Source organism: Oceaniferula spumae (assembly GCF_042849255.1).
Lineage (GTDB): Bacteria > Verrucomicrobiota > Verrucomicrobiia > Verrucomicrobiales > Akkermansiaceae > Oceaniferula > Oceaniferula spumae.
The window spans coordinates 4,541,086-4,566,078 of sequence record NZ_AP026866.1; the positions used below are offsets into that span (position 1 = coordinate 4,541,086).

Consider the following 24,993-nt stretch of genomic DNA (forward strand, 5'->3'; position numbering starts at 1 on the left):
GTTGGTTAATTGGGTGTCATTGGCTGGAATTCGACATTGCCAAAGGGTGCCTTTTCTATTAGGGTAATCATCTCGAAGGGACGCCATGGCGTCCTTTTGACGTCTAGCCGCCAATTTTCCCATTTGGGGATTTGGTGAACAACACACTTACACATTTTCTTAATCCGACCCAAAAACATATGGGATTTATTGATGCCTTCAAACGATGGCGCCTTGCTCAAAGGGGAATGTCCTCTGGCAAAAAGCGCCGCACCTCCAAGAGCGGTAGTAACGTCGTTAACTCGATGGAACACAGCGTCTGGATGAAGCTCCTGATCTATCCGGTCTTCGCTGCCTTGGCCTGTCTGATCATCTCTTTTTATACTACCACTGATGATATCCTGTTCAATGGGAATGCGTTGCAGCGCACCCTGATAGGGCTGGTGCTTTCTGGGGCGGTCATCATGTTTTACCACATCCGTCACAACGTGAGTGTGGGAAATGGCAGGGTGACGCTGGTCTTCGGTGGTATTCTGGTGCACTTGGCATTACTGCGGGTGACTTGCTACCTCATTCATGCCAATGGTTGGACTGCGGATTACTTATTGCTGCTTCCGCCGTTGGCCTTTGCTCCGATGATTCACTCTGTGTTGTTGGGACGACACGCTGGATTTTTCTCCTCCCTGAGTGTGGCCTTGTTCGGCTGCATGTTGGTGCCCATTTCGGAAATTTTCTTTTTCCTCGTGATCAATATGGTCGCAGGTTGTATCGCCGTGGCCCTCACTCGCAATGTTCGCCGCCGCGGAAGTCTCTTACGGGCGGGCTTCTATGTTGGAGCGTCGACTCTACTTCTGGCCCTGGCCTTTGGTAAAATCGATCTGACCTCGATGTATTCGGGGGAAGGACTCTCGGACGAACTCACCAAGGTCGCAGTGGCCTTGATCGGTGGACTGCTCACAGGCATGGTTGTCAGCGGGCTTCTTCCCGCGCTCGAAACCTTATTTTTAGTCACCACGGATATCAGCTGGCTGGAGCTCAGTGATCTGAACCATAAGCTTCTTCGCAAGCTGCAACTGGAGGCTCCGGGAACCTATCATCACAGTATGGTGGTTGCTTCGTTGGCTGAATCGGCGGCAGAAGAAATTGGCGCCAATGCCGCGATGTGCCGTGTCTGTTCCTATTTCCACGACATCGGGAAGCTGAAGAAGCCCGAGTATTTCATCGAGAACCAAGGCGACGTGAATCCACACGATTCGCTGACCCCAACGATGAGTGCCATCATCATTATCTCTCACGTCAAGGATGGCGTGGACATGGCGATCAAACACAAACTGAATCCCAAAATTATCGAGGTAATTCGTGAACACCACGGTGACTCACTGGTCAGCTACTTCTATCACAAGGCACGCGACATGCGTCATGCGGTGGAGAAAAAGGTCAAGGAGGGTTTGGAAAACAAGGAGGACATACCTGAAGTCGACGCCAAGAATTTCCGCTACCCCGGACCTGGGCCAAGCAGCCGCGAGAGCGGTATTATCAGTCTAGCCGACTGCGTGGAGAGCGCGTCACGTAGTCTGAAAAAGCCGACACCTCAGAAGATTCAAAACTTGGTGCGTGACCTGGTGATGGCAAGAGTCACCAGCGGCCAGCTCGATGACAGCGGCCTGACGATGGGCGAGATCAAAACGGCCTGTGACAGCTTTGCTTCAACGTTGCGGAGTATGATGCACACCCGCATCGATTATCCGAAGGACGAGGAAAACGGAAACAAACCCAAGGACGACAACCGTCAGACATCCATACCTCCCCGCGAGCCAAGTGCTCGTCAAGCGTTCGAGGAGAAACGCCGCGCTGCAGCCAAAGAGCAAGCTAGCCAAATCCCCAAGACGGTAGTTCCCCAAAAAACTGAGTCCAAGCCCGCCGCTGATCCTGTCAGTAGTGTGAACCGCTAACAGACCCACGCAGAGATGCTACCACTGCCGGGAATAGCGATCTACAATCACCAGCAAGCGATACCGCTGAGTGATGAGTTGATTGAACTTTTTGAGTCGGCCGCGGTTCTGGCGCTGCCTCATATCTTGGAGGTGGCAACTGGGCCAGGATCATCTCTAGCCCAGTTAGACGAGGTGGAGGTCAGTCTCGTGGACGATGAAACCATTGCTGATGTGCATCTGCGTTTCATGGATATCCCCGGTGCCACTGATGTCATCACCTTTGATCACGGAGAGATCCATGTGAGTGTGGAAACGGCGAGCAGTCAGGGGCAGGAGTTTGGCAACGCTTTTGAACGCGAGATCATGCTATACATCATCCACGGACTTTTGCATTTGGCCGGTCATGAGGATGCGACCGATTCCGGACAGGCAGCGATGGATTATCATCAGCAGGACATCTTAGAGAAAGTCTGGCAGTAATTGTTAGCTCCCGAATGATCTGAGCCCGGTTTCCGTGACCAAATATTGTAAAAAAACATCGTAATCCTCGTGGGGGACACTGTCGCGGACTTGCATCTCAAGCCCTACGCCACAGACGATGGCGCTGTGTTTTTTCTTCGCCAATGCCCGATCGTAAAAGCCGCCACCGTGTCCGAGTCTTGATCCGTCACGACCAAACACCAAACCCGGACAGAGGAATAGGTCGATATCCTCAACGGCTATTTTCAGATGCTTTTCAGGCACAGGCTCCAGGATTCCGAGCATCCCCGGAACAAGTTCGCTAGGATTTTCGACATGATGAAAGCTGAGGATACCACCGGGGTGACACAGCGGGTAGAGTAATTTTTTACTGGGAAGCAGAGAGTGTAACGTCGTGAGTTTGATTTCATCAGCCCGTGCAGAGAAGACGGTGATCGTGGATGCCTCCGCATGGAGTTCCGGGTGGTTACAAATATGCATGCAGATGCTATCGGAGGCCTCGGTCACGCTCTGCATCGTCACATCCGCCAATAGCGATCGCATTTCCTGACGCAGTGATCTTTTATCCTTCATAAAATTGCAGCTTGCTTGATGGCCTTACCGACGAGACACTAACGGGGATGAACCGTATCTTGCAAGGCCTGCTTGTTTTCACACTTCTAGTCGCTGGCATCGACCGTGCCAGTTGCCAGGGTGAGCTCGTGAAATTCTCTGGCAAATACGAGAAACCCACAATCAACCAACGACTCTTCGGTGACGAACTCTCGATGGTGAACAACGAACGTGATGAATATGCCACCAATCTCGCAGCTTATGCGGTGAAAGTGGTGCATGAGAAAAAGGCAGATCAGAAGTCCTTGGATCTTGCGCGCGAGATTCTGGGGTTGGCTTTACACCTTTCTCCCCGAAACAAAAAATGCATTGTGGTCAATGCCCAGCTGGCACGCGGCGTAACGCCTGACCGGGTGGCCGCGGACTATGAGCCGGAAGTTTTTGCCCGACTCCTGCTCGCACGGGGACAGCTCCTCGAAAAGAATGAAGGTGAAATTAACAGTCTGCTGGCTCGGTATCTGATCTCCTTGGCCGCGACCATCGACCCGAGAAACGAAGATGCGATCTATGAATCGGAGATTCGCCGGATCGATAACGGCGAACTCTCGTGGAAATTACTCACGGATGCTAAGAAATAGCATCTGAAATGTGAACTTGCCGTCTGCCCTTTGGCGTGGCAGGCTTCCGCACCATGACAGCTACGGCTCCATCGCATTTCCTCATTTCCTTAGCCCGACTTACGGTAGTCGTAGGTCTTGGGGCATGTTTGGTATCTTGTGGCTCCGAGCAAACTGTGACGAAGGAACAAGTCCGTAAGGATGCTTGGGGAAACAAGGAGACGTTCAGTGTTGGGAAAGATAAAGATGGCAACCCGATGATGAAGTCGGATCGTCGAAGCTCCATGGAAGGTAAGACAAGCCACATGGCGTCAAACCGTGACTTTGCCGGCAAGGACTACTCCAAGACTTCCTACCGTAAAAAACGCTGGGGAGGGAATACCATCTTCGGCCGTAAGAAATATGAGGGTAATACCGACGCCAGCCGCTATAAGCAGGAGCCCTGGTTTGTGCAGAAACAAGCCAGTGCACAGGGCAAAACAGCCTACGGCAGCGACAAATCATTTAATGTGAATCCATTCAGCACATCAACTGCGCATGAGCAGGGTGGACGCAGGGTTGTTCATAAGTCAGATGCTGAAACGGACGTCCGCCGTCGCGTCTTCATCCAGCCAGATATCATGGACTGGAAAAAGCAGCAGGGCCTAAGCATCAGCGATACCAACCGCAAATTGGGAAGGTAGTCTGACATTTATCAGGCGCATGTGAACTGGAGGCCGATTATTGGGAAGCTTCGCTAAGTTCGAGATGATATTTACAGCCTTCCAACGTGCGTTCGCTGGATGCAGACCTTTTAGGTTGAAATGACGTCGTTATTGCGGCAATTTATAAAGCACCTCGATTCTGATCATTGGATGACCAACCACCGATCCGACGGCTGCTGCGTGCCCTTAAACTTGAAGATTGATGATTTTCATCGATCGTTTTGAACGAAGTCCGCGCTTGTCATCGTTTATCTAATGCAAAGATGAAGAGCTTTTTCACCACAAATTCACCGATCAATTCCCTCTGGAAATCTGCCTGCGCACTGGCTTTGTCGGCGTGCCTGCTTGGCAGCCAGCAGTCCTTCGCCAAGGTGCTTCCTTTCAATGAGGCCAAAGCACCTGCTACCAAGGAGGATCTGATCGCGATCCAAAATGCCTTGATGGAAAGCTCCAAGCGCGCTCGCAAGGCGACCGTGAGCATCAGCCTTGGCCAGGGATTTGGCAGTGGCGTGATTGTTTCCCCGGAAGGCCTCATCCTCACCGCCGCCCACGTGAGTGCGGGTGTGGACAAGGATCTCACCGTGATCATGAATGACGGCACGGAGCACAAAGCTGTTTCGATGGGCCTCATTGCCAACACCGATGCCGCGATGATGCGCATCACCGATGAAGGCAATTATCCCTATGTGGAGATCAACAAGGAAAACGATTACAAGCTAGGTCATTGGGTGTTCGCCTTCGGTCATTCTGGCGGTTTTGACAAAGACCGTGGCCCAGTGCTTCGCCTCGGAAGAATCGTCAAGGATTCGGAAACGACTCTCCATACCGACTGCAAAGTCATCGGTGGTGATTCCGGCGGTCCACTTTTTGACATGGAAGGCCGACTGATCGGTATTCACAGCCGCGTGTCCCAGACCATGGAGGAAAACATGCACGTTCCGATGCGTGAATACATCAAGCACTGGGACGACATGAAGCAGAACAAATTCATCGGCGACGGTCCATTTGCCAAACGTCCGGTCAAAGGCAGCGGCTTCATTGGGCTCGGAACCTCTGATTCGGAAGACGGGCTCCTCGTTGGTAAAGTTGGCAAAGACACACCAGCTGAAAAAGCCGGCATAGAAGCTGGCGACATCATTCTGGCAATGAATGGCAAAGATATTGCTGACAAGGACACCTTCAAATCTGAGCTCAAGGAAATGTCCGAAGGCGATAAGGTGGAGCTTAAAATCTCACGCAAAGGCGAAGAGAAGACGATTAAGTTCAGACTTGGTAAACGCTAATCTGAACAACCTCCCCGCTATTTCTCAATATTAATTCCATATCTATCATCATGATTCCAATCACCAACACTTTCCGTATCCATCTCGGCATGGCGGCTATGGCTCTGAGCGTCGCAGCCATTCAGCCGGTGGTGGCACAAAACACATTACCTGGGGATCTGCGTATCAATGGGAAAACAGTGTGGGAAGCTTTCGAACCTCAGCGTCAGGTGTTGCAGAAAAGTTCCGCAGTGATCTACACGGATGAGAAATCTCGCATCATGAAGATCTACGGCACCGTAGTCAGTGAGGATGGTTACATCCTTACCAAAGCGAGCGAGATCGAGGGTGCCAGCCAACTTTCGCTGCGCATCGGGAGTGAGCTTTATCGTGATGTGGAAGTGGTGAACGTGGATGAGCAGTGGGATGTGGCCATGCTTAAGATAACTCCCGTAGCTCCACTCGAGCCCGCAATGCTCAGCGATTCTGAATCCGCTCAGCAGGGTTCTTGGGTAATTTCTAACGGATCAACCACCAGAAGCCAACGACGGGTGAAGGTGGGGATTGTTAGTGCGATCACCCGAGAAATTAAAGCCCCCGAGGGAAGAGTCGTCATGGGTGTCCAGCTAGGCGAGGACGATGAAAAAGGCCTCGAACTCAAGAAGGTCACCCCAAAGAGCGGTGGAGAAAAAGCCGGTTTGAAAGAGGGTGATTTCATCAAGTCTGTCGATGGAGAAAAAATCACCAAGCGAGAGGATTTGTTGAAGCTGATGAAGGATAAAAAAGACGGAGACAAAATTGCCGTCGAAGTAGATCGCGATGGCAAATCGATGAAATTCGATGTGGAGCTGTCAGCTCTGCCTGCAGGCCCACAACGCTTGAGCCGGAATGATCAGATGAGCGGTGGTGACCTCAGTCTCTCTAAGCGACGTGATGCATTCCCTCGCGTCCTTCATCACGATACCCCTCTCATCAAAGACCGCATCGGTGGACCATTGCTTAATCTGGATGGTGTCTGCATCGGTATGAACATCGCTCGCGCAAGCCGCGTGGCCACGTTCGCCATACCTGCTCGCGAACTTTCTGAGATCATTTTAAGACTGAAGAAGTAGTCTTGAGCCACTTGGTTGTGACTTGAAAATCGTCACGATCAAGGAGCACCCCAAAACGTCTGCTCAGTGGCCAGTGATGTTTCGAAATCGCTGATGATGGTGTCGAGTTGGTTGACGATGGATGCATTTGATCCGCTGATATCGAATCGTTCGTGTGGGTCTTTCTCAACGTCAAACAACAGCGGGTTGCTACGGCTGGCTGAGAAACCATAATTATTTCCTGTCTGGGAGTAGAGTCTGATGTGCAACTTGTGAGCACCAGCGCGCGCTCCATAGATGACGTTGCTGCCCGCTCCTGTGTAGACAAATTTGAAGGTGCCGGGCGAAGTCGGGAATTCCGTCGAGTTCAGATAGTTTCTGATGTCTCTGCCGTCGAGAGTGCGCCCCGTGGGCAGTGGTTCTCCAGCGAGGGCGAAGACCGTAGGCAGAATATCCATCGTGGATGCTGGCTGGTGCTGCACCTTGGCTGGATCGATCGTGCCTGGCCACCAGAACACACCCGGCACTCTGACGCCCCCTTCCCACGTAGATCCCTTGCCGTCGCGGAACGGGAGCGCGGATCCGACCAGTAACCTCGCTTCATCATACTTGGCGTGACTGGCGGTATTTTCAAACCTGATCCATGGACCGTTATCCGAGGTAAAGATCAGCAGCGTATTTTCCTGAATACCTTCCTCACCAAGTGTTTGCACAATGGAACCAACCATGGCGTCGATTTCCTCAATGCAGTCTCCATACAGACCTCGGAGCGATTTGCCTTTGAACTCCGAGGAGGCATGCACAGGTAAGTGTGGCATGTTAGGAGCTAGGTAGATGAAAAACGGATTGTCCTTATTGTCTTTGATATATTGAACCGCGCGCTCCCCGTAGCGTTTGGTCAGTTCTTCGTGCAGGGGCTGTTTGTTTAGAATATCTTCGGCGATGATTTCGTAGCCAGCGACCGGAGTTGTCCCCGATGGATTGGATTTCACCAGATCGGCTCCGGGGTCATAATCGTTAGAGACATTGGTGCCTTCCCAAGTGTCGAATCCATGAGCGAGTGGAAATGCATTGGTGGTGAACCCATTGCTGCTGTTCGGATTCCCCAGGTGCCATTTGCCAAAGAATCCCGTCGAATACCCACGGTTTTTCAACCCTTCGGCGATAGTGATTTCATTGGGGTGAATGTACTTGGAGGCAGTTGGTGATAGCACCCATGTACCAAAACCTGAACGACGTGGGTTTCTCCCTGTTAGTAACGCGTATCGAGAAGCGCTACATGCACCGGATGCCGTGTAGAATTGAGGGAAATTAAGACCTTCTCTAACAAGCTTGGAAACATTGGGTGTACGAATGCTCGGATTCCCCGTGTGAGAGAAGTCTCCATAGCCGCAGTCATCGAGGAAAATGATGATCACATTGGGTTTGTCCAATGCTGGCCGGGCCAACACCATAACGGTGGAGCAGAGTAAAAACAGCAGGGTCTTCATGGTTGGTTTGATTGGATGCGGATAAAATGCTTGCCGTCAGGGCTGTTGAATCCTGGATGATTGTGCAGCACTTCAATGATCACTTGCTCGCGTTCGTCCGCGAGTAGGGTGGTGCTTTGGATGAAATTTGTTAGAGGTAGGTCGTCCCAGTCATCAAGGTCGTTGCTATGCTGTAAAAGGTAGTGATCGTTCAACGACGCAGCAGGGCGGGTGAATGTGATGCGCAGCTTGCCCGGCTGGGAGTCGTCAATGTCAGTGACCGTGAGTTTCACCGGCTCGATGGGAGGTAATTGATTTCCCTGAAGTGAGTTCTGCTGGGCTGTGACCAGTGCTTGTAACTCGTTTACCACCGTTCCATGAGTCGACTGCCGCTGAATACGTTCCGTAGGATCGTTTTCAACCTGATAGAGCAGGGGGGCTGTGGCGGAAATTCCATTGATGGGATCAGAGTTGATATAGGAACGATGCAGTTTCCACGGACCTTGTCTGACGGTGGTTAGGGCCCAATCAACACTCTCGTGCCGGTAAGAAAATAAGACCCGTGAGATATCCGGAACAGTTTCTCCTCCCAGTAACGTATTTGGCTGGGAGATGCCGTCCAATGTGCGATCTCCAGGTGCCCAGCCTTGGATGATTTCTAATAAAGACGGAAACAGGTCGGGCAGCCAGACGAGTGCCTGCGAGTCGACTCCGGCAGGGATCACACCAGGCCATCGTGCTATCACGGGGGTGCGAATTCCTCCCTCCCATGTGGTGCCTTTACCGTCACGAAGTTGCCCGTTTGATCCAGTGGGGTAGGAGCCTGTATTTCTATTTGCTCCAGAATCAGAAATGAAAATCACCAAGGTGTTAGAATCGAGCCCTTCCGACTGCAATGTAGCCAGTATCTCGCCGACCGCTTGATCCATGGCTTCAATGCGATTGCCGTATGCACCTAACAGCGAGTTGCCAGTCGATGTCATGGATGGCGGTTGGAAACAGAGAAAAAATGGACCATCCGAAGTGCTAAGCCAACTTTTTGCCCGCTGCGTCATCTGGTCTAACAAATTAGCTGGAGCTGGTGAGGCGTCGATGACAGTAGCATTTTCCACCAAAGGAGGAAAGGGGCTTAGAGAGGGAGAGTAGGGTAGGCCATAGAAGAGGTCGGTGCACATTGCTGTAGGATGGCTTCCGGTTGCATCACCTAGGTGCCATGCCCCGATCATGGCTGTGTGATACCCGGACTTTTTCATCGCCTCGTGCAGCGTCCACTCCCGCCGATCAATACCCGTGGATCCCGAGGCCACGATATCGGACATAGCCGATCGGGCCACCACCCGTCCGGTAAGCAAGGCATATTGCGCTGCCACATCACTTGGGCCGCTGGTGGTGAACTGGGTGAAACGCACGCCCGAGTATGCAAGAGCATCGAGGTTCGGTGTGGCGACCGTAGCCGCGCCATAGCAGCCAAGGTCGTTGAACCCCAAATCATCGGCCACGATGAGGATCACATTCGGCTTTTGTTCGGGTATAAGCGTGAAATATGCGGAGGTGATTGGTCCTCCAGTACTGTTAGCACCGCCTGAGAATACCCGAGCTTTCACTTTGGCACTGTTAGTTAGCGTGAAAGGCCCTGAGTAACTTGGCGAGGACTCCGTCGGATCACTTCCGTCCAGCGTGTAGTAGATGGTTGTTCCTGGGGCTGATGATAAACTGATCGTGTCTCCGGGGCGGAGTATCGTGGAGTCGGGAGTAATCTCGACAGATGGCAGTGGTGGGAACTGACTTACAATCGTCGCGCCTCCCGCGATGGCCGACAGCTCGGCAGGCGTCAATTTCCTCAAAAAGATGGCTGCGTCATCCAGAGATCCATCGGTTGGACTGCCTCCGTTGAGTGTTCCTATCTGTAATGGCTGGTCAGGAATGATGTCTCCAGTCAGTGCAGAAATGTTCACTCCACCGCCTGTGCTTTCCGTACCGTTGATGAATATTTTCGCCGTGTTGCTTGCCCGGTCCACTTCCGCATAGATGTGTAACCATGTGTTCGTATTTATTAGCGTTGAAGTCGTGTCGACGTTCACACTGTGACCTTGATCGTCATCCAGCCGCAGCCGGAGGATGTTGTTGGATTGAACAAAAAGCTGATAGCCTGTGCCCGTGCCACTCAATGCATCGAATATTCCAGAACCTGAGTTGATCGAGTCTCGTTTTAGCCATACGGATAGTGAGAAGCTGTCGTTGCCGGGAGAAATTTGCTCAAGGTTTGGCACACTCAGGTAGTTCGAAGTGCTTCCAATAGCCAAGCTGTAACCAAAGCCAGCCCTCGTTTGCCAACTCGCAGCTCCCCCAGATTCAGCAGCGTTCAGCTCTGTTCGGCCATAGCTTTCCTCAAGTCGTTTGGCTCCATCCTCACCATCAAACGCCCAGTGTCCCGCCGGTCTCTGAGCCGCCACGAATTGGCTGCTCAGCAATAGACTGGCAAAGATGCGGAAGAGTGGAGTCATCATAGAATCTGGATACGGAAACTTACAGTGGAGCATCGCCATGGCAAATGCTAACGGCCAGAAGACAATGTGCGTGAGGAAACTCAATCAGTCACATAGTGATAAAAAACCGCTCCAGGCGAGAACCAGGAGCGGTTGGAATTGTTCTGCGTGAATTGTTGGAAAGAAAGGGCCAATTATTTACGCCTGCGCAGCAGTAGGGCAAGTCCACTAAGTCCGACCAATAAGCCCGTGCTCGGCTCAGGCACAAGATCAGGAGGAGTGAGAGATCGGTCGGCCAATCCTGAGATCTCACTTTCGGTGAGCAGCCCACTAAAGATAGCAACGTCATCAAGTCCACCATTGAGACCACGGGTTGCCAGCGTGTTTACGTTGAAAGCACCAAGGTATTGATCGACATCCCATGTTGCATCAGCTACCCCGGAGGCTAAGACCGAGGCACTGGGGGTTCCATTGAGATAAACGGCTAAGTTTCCAGATGGATCAAAGTTGGCAGCAATGTGGAACCACGAGTTGTCCTCTGGCACAGTAACAAAGGCCACGGCATTGGAGGTCCCTGAGCCATCGACTCGAAATGCCAAGTTGCCGGCATTTCCACCCGACTGGATGAATAATGATTGTGGACCGTCACCCCCGTCACCGCTGAAATCAAAAATTCCGCGTCCATCGGTCGATGTGTCCGCAGGTAGCTGCACCCAGTAACTCATGGAGAACGCACCAGATACGTTGGTTGCAGGAGCTATATCTACATAACCCGTCGAATCGAAAGCGCCCCCTCCTGTGACGGCACTGGGGAAAAAGGCCCCCGTGTTACCGTCCTGACCGGTGATGGTTGACACCTCGGCACCTGCGGTTCCATTGCTGGCCCCCGCTTTGTCGTTATACCCACCTTCGAAATCCCAATAGTGTAGTAGAGTTACACCGTGGGCGATGGGAGCGAGGGCGCACGCGCACCCGAAGGCTAAGACGCACTTCTTGGGAGATAATGGGACGAATGTTTTCATAATTAATGGTGAATCAACCAAAATTAACCAACAGCCGTCAATCACAAATAGAGAGGACAATATAGCTAACTCAATTTTCAACAATTGACGGTGACCAATAGCGGCCCCTTCGCAAGAGTAAGAGTCTGGCAATTTTCCTTGTGCCCCGGCGACCAGAACTGGCAGTGTGTGCCGAGACACATACTGCCTATGACAACCGCCCGCTCCCACACCTTTTTTCGCAAGCTTCTCTACGCGCTTATCTTACTTCCCCTTACCACAGGCACCGCCTTTGCCGCAACCATCGGAGAGGGACTGGACAATACCTTGGCACCAATCGCGGACTTTCTGGAATCGATTATTTTCTATTCTGTTCCGGTCGCTGGGCAATCGCTTCCCGTTATTCTCGTCATATTAGGCGGCACCGCCATTTTTCTAACGATTTATTTCAAATTCATCAATCTACGTTCTGTGGGATTGGCTTTCAGAACGGCTCGGGGGAAATACACCCGTCCAGACGCGCCAGGTCAGATTACTCACTTCCAAGCATTGACTGCCGCATTGTCGGCAACGGTCGGCCTTGGAAACATCGCAGGTGTCGCTGTGGCCGTGGGCATGGGCGGACCGGGAGCTACATTCTGGATGATCCTCATGGGGCTCTGTGGCATGACCACCAAGTTCTGTGAGTGCACATTAGGGGTTAAATACCGGAAGTTTGATAGCAAAGGCCGAGTGCAAGGCGGAGCCATGTATTACCTCAGCCAGGGACTGAAGGAAAAAGGTTTAGGCAAATTGGGCATCGGGCTGGCGATCTTTTTTGCGATCATGTGTGTCGGTGGAGCTTTGGGGGCAGGGAACATGTTCCAAGCAAATCAAGCAGCTTCACAGGTGAGCAATGCTTTTGGTGTGTTTGAAGAGAGCAAAGTCGTCTTCGGTTTCATCCTCGCTGTGATTGTCGGCTTGGTGATTATCGGGGGGATCGTATCGATTGCCCGTGTCACTTCCTTACTCGTGCCATTCATGTGCGGTATCTATCTCATCGCCACATTCGCCATTCTGATAACGAATAGTGACAAGCTTGGCGATGCATTCGCTCAGATCGTGACTGGGGCGTTCACGCCGATGGCTGTGGGTGGTGGTTTTGTGGGTGTTCTTATTCAAGGCATTAAACGCGCTGCCTTTTCTAACGAGGCCGGTATTGGCTCCGCTCCTATCGCCCACTCGGCGGTCAAAACAGATAAAGCTGCGAGTGAGGGGCTGGTTGCATTGTTAGAGCCCTTCACTGATACCGTCGTAGTTTGCACGATGACAGCACTCGTACTCGTCGTAACCGGCGTGTGGAAAGTGGATGCGGTTGTGAAGCAAGATGCTACTGCACTCTATGCCTCACCAGGGGTGGAACAAGTTGTCGTAGGTCAGGCCACGGCCGGACAAGAATTGCGAATACTGGAAAAATCTGAAGACGGCGAATATGGAAAAGTCTGGCGCGATAAGGAAGAGCCCGTCTGGGTAGCGATGGAGGGTGTTGACACGGTAGAAGGTGTTGCCAAAACATCGAGAGCCTTCAAAACCGAGTTCACTTGGTTCCCTAAAGTTCTGGCGGTTGCAGTTCTACTATTCGCCTTCTCGACCATGATTTCTTGGTCCTACTACGGTGAGCAAGCTGTTATCTATCTCTGCGGAGGCCCCAATCCGATCGCAGTTTTACTCTATAAACTTTTCTTCTGCGCGTTTGTTGTGGTCGGCTCGGTGGCATCTCTGGGTAACGTCATCCGGGTCTCTGACGCCATGCTTTTCGCCATGGTATTTCCTAACATGATTGGTCTTTATCTTCTTCTTCCCGTTGTGAAGAAAGAGCTAGCTATTTTCCGTCAGCACGTGGCAGAAGTTGAAGGCAAGTAACCAATCACTCTTATGCCTCATACACTCAATTTCAGACGTGCGAAGCTGACCATGTTGTCACTCGCGCGGGTGGGGAACCCACTTCGATCAGAACCGCTGCGCACTTCCAAGGAGTTGTGCACTCTCTCCGATGCGGATAATGCGATTCTAACACCGTCTTTCCTCAAGCCCTTCAAGGCCTTGGAGCGGCGTGCATTCGCGCATCATTCATCTTTGGAACTCAACGAGGTATATCGCTATGCGGCGACTATTTTTGAATCCAAAGAAACCCTCTGCGAACAAGGCCGGAAGATAGCGCGTCATCTCTATAACACGTCCAAGCATCCCAACATCAAGGCTGGCGATCTTTGTGTGGCTCTGGTTGAGGATGTACTGGTCGATGGAGATCCGTTGCAGGCGATCAGCATCATCAAGTCTGAGAGTCGTGTGCCTTTCCTTGAGGTCACCGATGCCGATGGGAATCTTCAGCTCGTTACCCATCAGGGGATATCACCTGATAAAATCGACAAAGGCTGCCTGATCGTGAATTGCGACAAAGAAGGAGGGTTCCTCGTTTATACTTTCGATAAAACCAGCTCGGGCACGAATTTCTGGATGCGCGATTTCCTCGGGGTGAAATTCCGTCGCGATGATGACTTCATGACCAAGCGTTATGCCGACATGTGTGTTTCCTTTGCCAAGGAGGGACTTCCGGAGGAGATGGGTGCGGAGGAAAAATGCCGCGTTGCGAACCAAGCGATCGGTTATTTTGAGGAGCGCGATGAGTTTGACCTCAAACATTTCCGCGAGGAAGCCCTCAAAGAGCCGGAAATTATTGAGAAATTTGACGAATTCCGTGGCCAGCAGGATGAAGAGGACGGAGCAAAGCTGGAAGAAACCTTCACCATCGACAAGAAAATCGCACGGAAGGCAGGCAATCGATTTCGCAGCACGATCAAGCTGGACTCAGGAGTAAATCTTAGTTTTGCCCCCGCTTTCAAGGAATCTGATGCCTCCGTCTTTGAACGCGGATTCGATGACGAGAAGCAGATGAAATACGTAAAAATTTACTATCAAGAGGAAATCTAGCCCCTATTTTGCCTGATTGGAAATTTTTTTTGCGGCTCGAAATTGGCCAAAACTATTGAACTGTCTTATTTTTAACGTTTTAGGTGAGACTAAAACAAAATAAAGGTAAAAAAACCGCTGGCCAACCGCCGTGTGATGTATCACACTCCTCCCGCAATGGGTGAACAAAATACGAATAACACACACAACGATCTCTTGATCGGCGGGGGAATCCCGCAACACCTCAAGCCGCGACCCTTAACAACGGCTTTTAACCGTAGAAACTTCCTTACAACAGCCGGCATCGCTGGCGCCGCAGTCATCGTCGGAGCTCCAAAAAGTCAAGGTGCCTTCTTTGGCCTGATGGACGATAAGCCAGTTCCTGGTATCCCACACGCCTGGGTTCAGGCGAAGGGATCAGATGTAACTCGCTATGCGCGATTCATTCTGAGTCTCAACCTGCGCAACATCACTCCGCGCATGGTGCTTGCCCCACATTTCAAGACACGTGGCAGCATTCATAACAGCTTGCCACCAAAGACATATTGGAAGCAAATGGGAGCCACTCTCAAAGTTGTTGACGGCATGATTGCCCGTATGGGATCGCCACTTCGCGAGATCACATCAGCTTACCGCAGTCCACGCTACAACCGTGCTGTCGGAGGAAAGAGCCGCTCTTATCACATGCAAAACCTTGCTGTTGATCTTCAGTTCCAAGGCGTCTCACCTTATCACGCAGCCTACGTTGCCAAACAGATGCGCTCACAAGGTGCATTCAGAGGCGGCATCGGCCGCTACTCCAGTTTCGTGCACGTTGACACACGTGGAACCAACGTCGACTGGTAATCGGCAGATTTTAAAATTTTACAACGCTCGGTCTGACTGGTTCACGCCGGGCGTTTTTTCTACACAGAACAGCGTTACGATCTTCGTTTGATTTTTGTAACACACACAATGTCAGATGGTTGATGTTGTGAGTCGAAGCGGGGGAGCAATCGTATCGTTCACGCAGACATAGGACTGTGAGCACGAATACTGATTTATGTTAGTTTACAAATATATTTAAAATACCTTAACTTTATCGTTGCCAGCCCCCTAAAGTAAGGGTATAAGCGGGCGAAATTCACAAAAAAAGTCAACATGGAAGAGCTAAATAAAGGAGCGCAGCTACAAAACCACGATCACGGGGGCATTCTGGATGCATACGGACGTAGACGCTTTTTAGGATTAGCTGCCGCTGCTACAGCAGGTGTTATGTTGACCTCTGACGAAGCAGATGCCGGATTATTCGGATATTCTAAAAAACCTGTCGCCGGAATACCGGATTCCTGGGTGAGACTCAAAGGGACGGATGTCTATCGCTACGCCAATTTTGTCAAAGGGCTCCGTCTCAGGAATATCACCCCGCGTATGGTGCTGGCGCCACATTTCAAAACCCGGGGCAATACCGTGAATTCACTCCCGCCTCAAAGCATGTGGAAACAAATGGCTCCAACACTCAAAATCATCGATCAAATGGCCGGTGAAATGGGGGCTCCAGTGAGAGAGATTATTTCAGCTTACCGCAGTCCCCGCTATAATTACGCCGTCCGCGGTAAATCCAGATCACTACACATGGCAAACCAAGCCGTCGATGTAGTCTTCCACGGAGTTTCTCCCTACCACGTTGCCAGCGTAGCTCGTCATCTCCGCGACAAACGCAAATTCGAAGGCGGTGTCGGACTTTACAGCAGCTTCGTTCATGTAGATACCCGCGGTTATAACGCCGATTGGTAAGACACCCAAATTCCCAAGCGCCCTAGGGTCGCAAAAAAGCCAAGGAAAGGTAATAACCTTCACCTTGGCTTTTTTGAGTTAAATGGCTTCTAGTTTAATAATCCGAGGAATTTTTTGCGTCCGACATACAATAGATACGCGGACAAGACTGAAACTACGATGACAGGTGGTGCAAAGACAGCACCGTGGCCTTTGATGATGACATTGATCGCAATGATGTTGATCACAATGGGTCCCAGCACCAGCAGTCCGAAATTACGAGTCTTAGGGATCGCGACTAGCAGTCCACCGATGATTTCAAACACTTTGATGAAATCGAGATAGCCACTCTTACCAATGGAAATAAAGAAGCCCGCCGTGTGCGGCCCGGCTTCTCCACCACTAGGCATGGTTAAAAAATTAAGGAAATTGTTGAGCCCGAATGTGATAAAGGCAAGCCCGAGCAAAGCCCCAGCGATGTTAGGTATATGTTTCATAGTTAGTTGTTGTTAGATTGAGATAGGGCCACGACAAAAGTATCTACAGCCTCTTGCAGTTGTGAGGAGAGAGAAGGATCGCTTATTCCGTCATCGGAAAAATGATCGTAGAAACTAGGTAAGCTGAAGTTTGCCGCAAGCTGCGCTCCCATGCGAGAAAATGTGGCTTTTCCGGCTTCCATCACTGTGGCTCCTCCTCGTGCACCCGGTGACGTGCTTAGTAATAACATCGTTTTGCCCTGCCAGACTTTTTGTTCGATTCGTGATAACCAATCGTAGAGATTTTTGAAAGCGGCGCTATAAGATCCATTGTGCTCTGCCAATGACAGCACAATGGCGTCGTGTTCACCGATGAGCTTGAAAAATCGCTCAGCATCCGCAGGGGACCCCAATTCCTTTTCTTTGTCTTCACTGAAGATAGGGAGATCGAGATCACGCAGGTCGAATTTCGTGACCTCGGCGTCTCCGAGTTGTTGTTGTGCTAGTCCGGCTGCGTAGTTTGCCAGCTGGCGATTGATCGATGTGGAGCTGGTGGATGCTCCGAATGACAATATTTTCATAGAGTAGTTCGTTAGGTGGTAGTTTCTGTTAGTTGATATGATTGATGGGAGTTAACCTAGCTGGAACAGGAGAAATTCACTGTCGCTCTTGGCCTGAAGCGCGAGTTGGCTGTTTTCCAAAGCGACAGCATCTCCAGCATGAAGTATATTGCCGTCTAACTCGAGCTCACCCTTGATCATTTGCAGCCACATGTGAGGGAGCTGATCATTGCAGTCCTGGGTGAGCGTGGCTCCTGTCTCCAGCTGGCCGAAGTAGATTTCAGCATGCTGTCGCATTTCAAATGAACCATTTTTGCCATCGCCCGAGGCGAACAATGTAAGCGCATTGTTCTGTTTGATAGCATTCGTGTCCATATCGGCATAGCGCGGACTGCCTCCGTCTTGGTTCGGAGTGATCCAGATTTGCAGCAGATGCACAGGCTCGCTCACAGATGGGTTAAGTTCGGAGTGCATGACGCCTTCTCCGGCAGACATGTATTGGAATTCACCGGCCTTGATCACGCGGCCGTTCCCCATGGAATCCTCGTGCTCCAGTTGTCCAGATATGATGTAGGTGAAGATTTCCATGGATGAGTGAGGGTGCATGCCAAAGCCCTTACCTGGGGCAATGGTGTCTTCGTTGATTACGCGCAGACTGTGATATCCCATATGTGCCGGATCATAGTAATCGGCAAAGGAAAAGGTATGCCAAGAGTCTAGCCAGCCGTGGCCGGCGTGACCGCGTTCATCAGCTCGGAGGATCGAGATCTTGGTTGGGTTGTCTGTTTTCATGGGAGCAAGATGCCTTGGTTTCCTCCCTTTGGCTAATTCGCTGTTTTTATGCTTAGTATGCAAAAATAATATACTTGAGTATCTGATATGAGAATTCACTGTATGTGGGATGAATCTAGAGCATCTTCGAAATTTTATTGAAGTAGCCAAGGAAATGAACATTTCTACAGCTGCTAGAAAGCGGAGACTGACCCAGCCAGCACTTAGCAGACAGATGGCCGTCTTTGAAAACGACACCGGCTGGTCACTGTTCGAGCGTGGCCCGAAATCCATCAAATTGACTCGCGATGGTGAAGTTGTATTCAGACTCGGTCAGGAGATGTTAGGGCAGGTGGACCGTATTGAAATGCAGATGCGTCGCGAGATTGAAGGAGAGGAAATCAGAATTGCCTACGCACCCTCGCTTGCCGCTGAGATACTGCAAAAGGCAATATCTCGATACTCCCAGCTATACCCCCAAGTGAGGGTGACGCTGGCGGATTGTAGTAGCGAGGAAATGGTCAGAGGACTCCGACACGATGAGTATGATCTGATCCTTGGAGTCGTATCTGCTGAGGAAGAGTTCGAGTGGACCACCTTGAGACAGGACCAGTTTGTTCTAGCTGTTCCGCTTGATCATCGTTTAGCCAAGAAGCGAAAGATAACACCATCCGATTTAGACCAACAAAAGCTACTGCTTCTCTCCCGCACTGATTATCCAGGTTACTGGACCGAGGTCAGTGCGTATTTCCAACAACAAGGGATCAATGCCAAGGTAGCTGGTGAGTTCGACGGACTTTCCAGCTTAAAACTTGGCCTCGAAGCGGGACTTGGCATGGCACTTGTCGCTTCAAGATCTCAGCTTGGAAATAAGATTAAATTGAAAAAAATCGACCCGGCACCTGCACCTATTTGCATCGCAGCAGGCCGAAGAAAACAACGTGGCCCTGAGCCATGGGTAGACGCCTTTTTAGCCGAACTCCATAGCGCGGTGCGCTGAGTTTGAGTGCAGCGTTTTTCAACCAATATAAAACTCGTCATCGTATGAGCGGTAGCGAGCATCAAGCTAAGTCTTAGCGAGCTTAAGTTAGGTAGAGTCGACTTTCAAACCCAGATCCTAGTCGCACAATCTGTCATGGAAGATTAATCGTTGAATGATTATTTGCTGCCATCATAGGGAAAGCGACTCATCGAAATGACAATTATGATTCATGTTAGAAAATGAGCTTAAGACATATAAATTTCTTGATAGAAATTTCCTAACATGTTAGGTGTCTGTGTGTGTTCTAACAGCCTCCACTTAATTGGTATTTGGGGGGGCGAACAACAACAACAACGCTCCTTAAAAAACATGAAACATACGATAACTCACAAAGTGGGAAAACCTCTAAGAAATTCACTAATCGCCCTGATTTTTCTAACTAGTTCTGCCTCGGCAGCAGTCACTTTCAATTTTGGTGACATTGCCCTGGGACCTGGGGCATCGAGTACCACGCTGACTGGGGTTGTGTCAGGACTGGAATCTATTGATGTTTATTTTGATTATTCTACCAGCGGTGATGGTTCTTGGTCATCAGATTATGTTGCGGATATTCAAGACCCTAATGGTAATATTGTTACTCTAGGTGATGGCATAGGGGTTAATGCTGGTGATATAGTTTATTCTGATGGTGATGCTATAGGGGCAGACGGCCGCCAAGTGGGGTCTACCAGCGCTGGTTCTTTCGGCACTAGGTTTAGCCTAACACAGATTATTGCGATTAGCTCGACGTTTGGAGATGATGGGACTTATTTGGTGAACTTTAGGGATGGATGGGCTAGTGGGAGTGATATAGAAACACTCTCTCAGGCTAGAGTTGTTTTTAATACGACAGTTACTGCAGTCCCTGAGCCATCTACGGCTCTATTGCTTGGCGGATTGGGCCTCTTTGCTTTCCGCCGTCGCCGCTAGTAAGTTTTACCAGAACGATCTTAACATAGAGCCCGCTGAAGTGATTCTGCGGGCTTTTTACATCTAACCCAACATCATCGCGGCTTTTTTAACCGCGTTGATGAAGATCGCTACTTCCTCCTCAGTGTTATACGCGGCGAAGGATGCTCTCACTGTGCCAGTAATCCCGAAGCGGGCCATCAGTGGTTGGCAGCAGTGATGACCGGTGCGGACCGCCACTCCCATCTGGTCGATCAGTGTGCCGAGATCGTAGTGATGGATGTTTCCGAGGAGGAAGGAAACCACCGCAGCTTTTTCAGGGGCTGTGCCAAAGAGCCGAATACCATCGATTTCTTTTAATCCAGCGGTTGCTAACTCTTGCAGTTGACGCTCGTGGGCAGCGATGTTTTCCATGCCCAGTCCGTTCATGTAATCGAGGGCGGCGGCCAATGCGATGGCCCCCTCGATATCCGGTGTGCCCGCTTCATATTTGAAGGGTAAATCGTTGTATGTGGTATGCTCGAAGGTGACCTCTTTGATCATCTCTCCACCTCCTCGCCATGGTGGGAGTTCTTCGAGGATTTCTTCCCGGCCATACAAAACTCCGATGCCAGTAGGTCCGTAAATTTTGTGCCCCGAAAAGGCGTAGAAATCGCAGCCTAACTCTTGAACGTCGATCCCCATGTGAGGCGCCGCCTGGGCACCGTCGAGCAGGACTAAAGCATCGTGTTGTTTTGCGGCGCTGACGATGGCTTCGATCGGATTAATCGTGCCCAAGGCATTGGAAACATGGTTAACGGCGACGAGCTTCACTGAGTTATTAAGCAGGGCGTGGTAGCCGTCCATATCGAGAGTTCCATCATCTAACACAGGGATGACTTTTAGCGTGGCTCCAGTGCGCTCACAGAGCATTTGCCAAGGGACAATGTTAGAGTGGTGCTCGAGCCCGGAGATGATCACGGAGTCACCTTGACCGATTTTTCCAGAGAGGCTCAGAGTGTTTGAAACGAGATTGATCGAGTCGGTCGTGCCAGAGGTAAAAATAATCTCGTGCTCGTGCCGGGAGTTCAAATGGCGGGCGACCGTTCCCCGCGCTGCTTCGTGGGCGAGCGTGGCCTCACGGGCCAATTTGTGGGCACCGCGGTGGATGTTGGCATTGATCTTTGAGTAATAGCCTGTGCTTGCTTCGATAACTTGTCGCGGAGTCTGGCTGGTGGCGGCATTGTCCAGATAGACAAGCGGCTTGCCATTGATTTCCTGATCGAGGATGGGGAAATCGGCGCGGATGGATTGTGGGTCAAAGGTAGGCATGATGGCTGATAGCTCTTGGAAGGCTATTCAAAGAGGTCGACGTAGAGTTTCTTGATGGTCTCGGGATTGAGCAGGAAATAGTTCTCCTCGCCCTCGTTTTCGAGACTGTAGGGGACGGTGTCGATTTTTGCAAAATAGATAAAGTTCCCTGGGGTGTGGGCAATTTTCAGAGTCTTGATGACGGGTGGTAGAGTTGTTCCATCGTCAGCAACCCGCTGTACGTGCACCCGGATGATGGTGTCAGGCGTTTGCATGGCTTGGTTGGCCTGAAGGTGGACAGGTCCCAGCCACTTGGTGGTTTCCAGGCCTTCTAAATTGCTTAGCAAATTGTCCGCACGGTTAGGGTTGAGTTTTCCTGTCGCGTCTACGCCATTCACCTTGGCTTTCCAAAGACCACTGAAGTAATCGAAGTTCAGAGTCACAGGTGGTTTTCCTTTGCGCTCAATATCGATCTGGGTGACATCGACTTTAGGGATGTGCCAAGTGTGGGCCGTGCGCCATTGCCACGGGTTAATGGCAATTTTCCCCACGGTTTCATTGCTGATCTGCCAAATATTAGGACGACCAACAATGTGGGCGTAGATATTTTCCTTATTCGCACCACCGCGGCCAAGTGCGATACGCATGCCTTCGTCGTTGAAGCTGACAAATCCGATCTGAAGGAACGGACGGTCTAAGCCATAGGGTTTGAGGTCCGTGGCAGCATCGGTGATGAATTTTTGCACCTTGTCGCGCGTGACCGCCGTCATCAGATCGATCACCGCCTCTTGGTTAGCTGATTCATATCCTTTGCGGCGGAATACTCGCCACGTGGTTTTCTTGGTCCGGGTTAGTAGAGTGTCAGGTCGGCCGGTAGGGCGGATGATGATGGTCTTTAACTGCGGACCATTGAGATGAGTCATGGTTTTTGACCGCAGGTCGTTAACGCCAGCCTGGAGTTGGCTGAGTGCAGTGGCTCCCGGAATCGCTTGGGTGAGGGGGAGGTGGAATACGGCGTCGGGGCGGTCACTGATCGTGGCCAAGGTCGTTGTCTGGCTCTCAGTGGCAGGAGGGAAAACATGGAGTTTGATGTCATCCTTGGCACCGGCAAAGTGGATGGAAATTTCCCGAGCCTGATTGGTAGTGTCTCCGGCAGTAGGGAGGGTGACGCTGGACCGGTCTTCGACTTTGATCGCAGTCAGCCGTGCCATGTTGACAAAGAGCTCCGAGATCGCAGCAGGGTCGACGCGAAGCTCCAAAGGTTTGGTGATGCTCCAGCCGGACCTGAGATTTGGCCGTGAGAGCACGACTTCACCTTCGGCACTTTGGATGCTGACTTTGTCCAAGTAGGCGGGGCTGAAATGGAATGGATGATGATCTCGGAAACGCGAGAATTGTTGATTGAAGAGAGAATGGATGGCCGCGCCGGTTTTGATGGAACACAGGTAAACGTTCCTCTTTAATTCCTTGTCCGCCATGCGGATATAGGTGGTGGGAAGAGTGGCTTTTCCGTCTTCAGTGGGCACGTTCCAAGCCGCCAGTCGGCCTAGGCGATAGTCACAGATAAGGTTTCCCTTGGAGTCAGCCATCGTGATTCGAGTGTGGCCTTCGCGTAGTCCGAATTCACTCAATTCCAAGCCGGTTCTTGGAATGACCTCTTGCACCTCAAGTCCAGCTGTGAACTGGAAAAGGGAGCGAATGTAGAGCGGGTCAGCGCGGTCTTCCCATGGAGAATCACTGACCCAAATATTTCCAGCGAGTCTGAAGACCGCTTCTTTGCCTTCGCTGTCTGTCAGGGTGATACGCCGAACCTTGTCGAGCTCCTCGACGTCAAACAATAACTCACCACGTTCGGTGGCGGTTGTTCCGAAGATGGCTGATCTGTATTTACTGCCTGTGTGCACCAAGGCCAGACCACCGAGAAGGGTGGCCAGAATCACGAGGAGGATGGTGGGCGTGTAGCGCATGACGGCGTAGGAATATACGATCTGTTATCTGCCTGTTTACGGGGCAGGACTTAAGCTCGGCGAACATTCCAAACAATCAACGATGTTAGAATGACAGCTCCAGGAAGGAAGATCAGCAGTAGTCGGCTGATAAAGGTATTGTGCGAGTCGAGCAGAGTGATTTTGTGACGGTGAAGTTTACGAGGACCGATACCGATCAAATCCTCACGCCCAACTAGCCAGTTAATGCTGGATTTTACGAAATCAGCTTGTTCTGGTCGGGTGTTCTTGGAGGCCAGGAAATCAGTATTGCTGATGACCACCATTTTCGACACTAACTGGGCAGTGTCGTCTGAAGTGGCTTGTCCACGTAGGATCGCAGCGGCGAGGTAAAGTGGAGCCGTGTGATCTTCCTCAGGGTTGAATACTGGATTTTCCTCCTTGTAGCGGGTTTCTCCCCACCATCCATCGGCGGCTTGGACCAGAGCGATGGGTCGAATGCGTTTGTTCATCAGTTGATCGTCGTTTTCACGAACTTCCAGACTGTTGCTGGTTCCATCGAAAACTGTCGACTTCCCCCCGAGATCAAGGTTGATTTCAGCTCCTCGTGTGAAGACCGCACGGACACTGGATAACGTCTGTTTGTTTTCCACGCTGATGACCCGATCATTACGCGGAGTGATACCATAATTACGAAGGAAAATACGCAGGTTGCTGAGTTCCACCGAGGGATCGAGGGTGATGAAGAGCGACGACCGTGGACGGTCCCAATATTCCGTGACCATCTTGAGTTCTCGCTCAGAGAGGTCATACTGTGGCGCGATCAAGGCCAAGCCCTCGGCATCTTTAGGGATGCTTTGGATATCTGTTAGTCGAACCGGCACCATCTGGATGTTTTGCTGCCAAAGTAGGCTGGCGAGAACTTTCCAAGCTGGCTCACCATCGCTGGCTTCGAGGTTGCTCTTATCGGCTGCGAAATAAATTTTGCGAGGACGGCCCTCGATAGCGCCAATGAATGAAGATGTGATCACGTCCTCATCTTGCCATGCGGCGATGAAGCGATTCCGAAACTGATCCAATTCCTCGAGATAGAGCTGCTTGACATAGACGGTGCGGACATGCGCTGAGAGTTGCTGCAGATCAGCTTGATCGCCTGTCGCGTCTTTGGCCGCCTCGGCGGTTTTGCCTTGGTCGGTTTCGTCAGTCGCTGAGGTTTCACCGTCAGTTTTTGGGGCAGCCGCTGATTCAGCTTCTGCGCTACGGCCATCCACGATGATCATGTCCTCGATGTAAGGTTGGCCGTAAATTTGGGCAATTTCCAGTGTCCGGTCTGTCTGACGGGCTGGATCAACAAACTCGAGCTCCACAGAATCGCCACCCAAGCGGTTGTATTCATCCAGCAGGTTCCGCATGCGTGAGTAGTGGGGAGAGCCTCGGCGAATCACTGCAATGATACGGATGGGCTCCTTGCGGTCCTGAACCGATGTTCCCTTGAGAAGCTTCGAGGTGAAATCAGAAAGAGTGAAATCCTGCCGCTCAGTGAGATCGATACGTGAATGACGGGCACAGCTGAGGTAGTTCACCGAGATGAGCACGATGCAGAAGGCAACCACCTGAATGGCTACGAGAATGCTATGGCCGAGTCTTCGTATGGGACGCTGGACCGCAGGTGTTGCAGCCTCTTCGACGGGTTCTGTGGATGGAGTATCCGGCATGTTGGGAAAACGTAGGTGGGAAAAAA

22 protein-coding genes are annotated in these 24,993 nt (G+C 51.2%); 12 read left to right on the forward strand and 10 right to left on the reverse strand.

Annotation, left to right across the window (positions count from 1 at the left end):
* Positions 1–227: 227 nt before the first annotated feature.
* Both ACSPJT_RS19380 and ybeY read left to right on the forward strand, forming a co-directional pair.
* Positions 228–1,931 (forward strand): HD family phosphohydrolase, encoded by a 1,704-nt coding sequence (locus tag ACSPJT_RS19380; protein WP_435894210.1) that lies wholly within the window; start codon positions 228–230, stop codon positions 1,929–1,931.
* A 15-nt stretch (positions 1,932–1,946) separates the two neighbouring features.
* Positions 1,947–2,393 carry an rRNA maturation RNase YbeY gene (gene ybeY / locus ACSPJT_RS19385; protein ID WP_435894211.1) on the forward strand — a complete coding sequence of 149 codons (447 nt, stop codon included), beginning with the start codon at positions 1,947–1,949 and terminating at the stop codon, positions 2,391–2,393.
* 3 nt (positions 2,394–2,396) lie between these two features.
* On the opposite strand, the gene ACSPJT_RS19390 is transcribed toward ybeY, so the two are convergent.
* On the reverse strand, positions 2,397–2,966 hold the full coding sequence (locus tag ACSPJT_RS19390) for a 5-formyltetrahydrofolate cyclo-ligase (protein ID WP_435894212.1): 570 nt from the start codon (positions 2,964–2,966) through the stop codon (positions 2,397–2,399).
* A 47-nt stretch (positions 2,967–3,013) separates the two neighbouring features.
* On the opposite strand from ACSPJT_RS19390, the gene ACSPJT_RS19395 reads away from it, so the two are divergent.
* The 4 genes from ACSPJT_RS19395 (at position 3,014) to ACSPJT_RS19410 (ending at position 6,640) form a co-directional block, all read left to right on the forward strand.
* Positions 3,014–3,583, forward strand: coding sequence for a hypothetical protein (locus ACSPJT_RS19395; protein WP_435894213.1), 570 nt, complete (start codon positions 3,014–3,016; stop codon positions 3,581–3,583).
* Positions 3,584–3,636: 53 nt separating this feature from the next.
* Positions 3,637–4,245, forward strand: a complete 609-nt coding sequence (locus tag ACSPJT_RS19400) for a hypothetical protein (protein WP_435894214.1) — start codon at positions 3,637–3,639, stop codon at positions 4,243–4,245.
* A 284-nt stretch (positions 4,246–4,529) separates the two neighbouring features.
* Positions 4,530–5,549 (forward strand): S1C family serine protease, encoded by a 1,020-nt coding sequence (locus ACSPJT_RS19405; protein ID WP_435894215.1) that lies wholly within the window; start codon positions 4,530–4,532, stop codon positions 5,547–5,549.
* A 50-nt stretch (positions 5,550–5,599) separates the two neighbouring features.
* The gene (locus ACSPJT_RS19410; RefSeq protein ID WP_435894216.1) at positions 5,600–6,640 is read left to right on the forward strand and encodes a S1C family serine protease; all 1,041 of its coding nucleotides are present in this window, start codon (positions 5,600–5,602) and stop codon (positions 6,638–6,640) included.
* A 38-nt stretch (positions 6,641–6,678) separates the two neighbouring features.
* Here ACSPJT_RS19410 and ACSPJT_RS19415 read toward each other — a convergent pair whose 3' ends face one another.
* From ACSPJT_RS19415 to ACSPJT_RS19425, 3 genes are all read right to left on the reverse strand, one after another.
* Positions 6,679–8,109, reverse strand: a complete 1,431-nt coding sequence (locus tag ACSPJT_RS19415; protein ID WP_435894217.1) for a sulfatase-like hydrolase/transferase — start codon at positions 8,107–8,109, stop codon at positions 6,679–6,681.
* Positions 8,106–10,595 (reverse strand): sulfatase-like hydrolase/transferase, encoded by a 2,490-nt coding sequence (locus ACSPJT_RS19420; RefSeq protein WP_435894218.1) that lies wholly within the window; start codon positions 10,593–10,595, stop codon positions 8,106–8,108. The genes ACSPJT_RS19415 and ACSPJT_RS19420 overlap by 4 nt, the downstream gene beginning before the upstream one ends.
* A 173-nt stretch (positions 10,596–10,768) precedes the next feature.
* Positions 10,769–11,596, reverse strand: a complete 828-nt coding sequence (locus ACSPJT_RS19425; RefSeq protein ID WP_435894219.1) for a LamG-like jellyroll fold domain-containing protein — start codon at positions 11,594–11,596, stop codon at positions 10,769–10,771.
* Between the two features lie 189 nt (positions 11,597–11,785).
* On the opposite strand from ACSPJT_RS19425, the gene ACSPJT_RS19430 reads away from it, so the two are divergent.
* The 4 genes from ACSPJT_RS19430 (at position 11,786) to ACSPJT_RS19445 (ending at position 16,300) form a co-directional block, all read left to right on the forward strand.
* Entirely contained in the window at positions 11,786–13,477 is a 1,692-nt protein-coding gene (locus tag ACSPJT_RS19430; protein WP_435894220.1) for an alanine/glycine:cation symporter family protein, read from the forward strand.
* Positions 13,478–13,489: 12 nt separating this feature from the next.
* Complete coding sequence (locus ACSPJT_RS19435) at positions 13,490–14,545, forward strand: nucleoid-associated protein (RefSeq protein ID WP_435894221.1); 1,056 nt, start codon at positions 13,490–13,492, stop codon at positions 14,543–14,545.
* A gap of 135 nt (positions 14,546–14,680) precedes the next feature.
* A complete protein-coding gene (locus tag ACSPJT_RS19440; protein WP_435894222.1) occupies positions 14,681–15,370 on the forward strand; it encodes a D-Ala-D-Ala carboxypeptidase family metallohydrolase in 690 nt (229 codons plus the stop codon).
* Positions 15,371–15,664: 294 nt separating this feature from the next.
* Entirely contained in the window at positions 15,665–16,300 is a 636-nt protein-coding gene (locus ACSPJT_RS19445; RefSeq protein WP_435894223.1) for a YcbK family protein, read from the forward strand.
* An 89-nt stretch (positions 16,301–16,389) separates the two neighbouring features.
* Here ACSPJT_RS19445 and ACSPJT_RS19450 read toward each other — a convergent pair whose 3' ends face one another.
* The 3 genes from ACSPJT_RS19450 to ACSPJT_RS19460 are packed head-to-tail and all read right to left on the reverse strand — an operon-like array spanning position 16,390 to position 18,107.
* Positions 16,390–16,776, reverse strand: coding sequence for a hypothetical protein (locus ACSPJT_RS19450; protein ID WP_435894224.1), 387 nt, complete (start codon positions 16,774–16,776; stop codon positions 16,390–16,392).
* Between the two features lie 2 nt (positions 16,777–16,778).
* Positions 16,779–17,336: an NADPH-dependent FMN reductase gene (locus ACSPJT_RS19455; protein ID WP_435894225.1), complete on the reverse strand. Its 558-nt coding sequence runs from the start codon at positions 17,334–17,336 to the stop codon at positions 16,779–16,781.
* 51 nt (positions 17,337–17,387) lie between these two features.
* On the reverse strand, positions 17,388–18,107 hold the full coding sequence (locus ACSPJT_RS19460; RefSeq protein WP_435894226.1) for a pirin family protein: 720 nt from the start codon (positions 18,105–18,107) through the stop codon (positions 17,388–17,390).
* Positions 18,108–18,216: 109 nt separating this feature from the next.
* Between ACSPJT_RS19460 and ACSPJT_RS19465 the strand changes: the two genes are divergently transcribed.
* Both ACSPJT_RS19465 and ACSPJT_RS19470 read left to right on the forward strand, forming a co-directional pair.
* Positions 18,217–19,086: a LysR family transcriptional regulator gene (locus ACSPJT_RS19465; RefSeq protein WP_435894227.1), complete on the forward strand. Its 870-nt coding sequence runs from the start codon at positions 18,217–18,219 to the stop codon at positions 19,084–19,086.
* 351 nt (positions 19,087–19,437) lie between these two features.
* Positions 19,438–20,037 (forward strand): PEP-CTERM sorting domain-containing protein, encoded by a 600-nt coding sequence (locus ACSPJT_RS19470; protein WP_435894228.1) that lies wholly within the window; start codon positions 19,438–19,440, stop codon positions 20,035–20,037.
* A 63-nt stretch (positions 20,038–20,100) separates the two neighbouring features.
* On the opposite strand, the gene ACSPJT_RS19475 is transcribed toward ACSPJT_RS19470, so the two are convergent.
* From ACSPJT_RS19475 to ACSPJT_RS19485, 3 genes are read right to left on the reverse strand one after another with little or no spacing between them, the layout of a single operon-like run.
* Complete coding sequence (locus ACSPJT_RS19475) at positions 20,101–21,327, reverse strand: aminotransferase class V-fold PLP-dependent enzyme (protein WP_435894229.1); 1,227 nt, start codon at positions 21,325–21,327, stop codon at positions 20,101–20,103.
* Between the two features lie 23 nt (positions 21,328–21,350).
* Positions 21,351–23,273 (reverse strand): DUF4340 domain-containing protein, encoded by a 1,923-nt coding sequence (locus ACSPJT_RS19480; RefSeq protein WP_435894230.1) that lies wholly within the window; start codon positions 23,271–23,273, stop codon positions 21,351–21,353.
* Between the two features lie 50 nt (positions 23,274–23,323).
* Positions 23,324–24,967, reverse strand: a complete 1,644-nt coding sequence (locus tag ACSPJT_RS19485) for a DUF7088 domain-containing protein (RefSeq protein WP_435894231.1) — start codon at positions 24,965–24,967, stop codon at positions 23,324–23,326.
* Positions 24,968–24,993 lie beyond the last annotated feature (26 nt).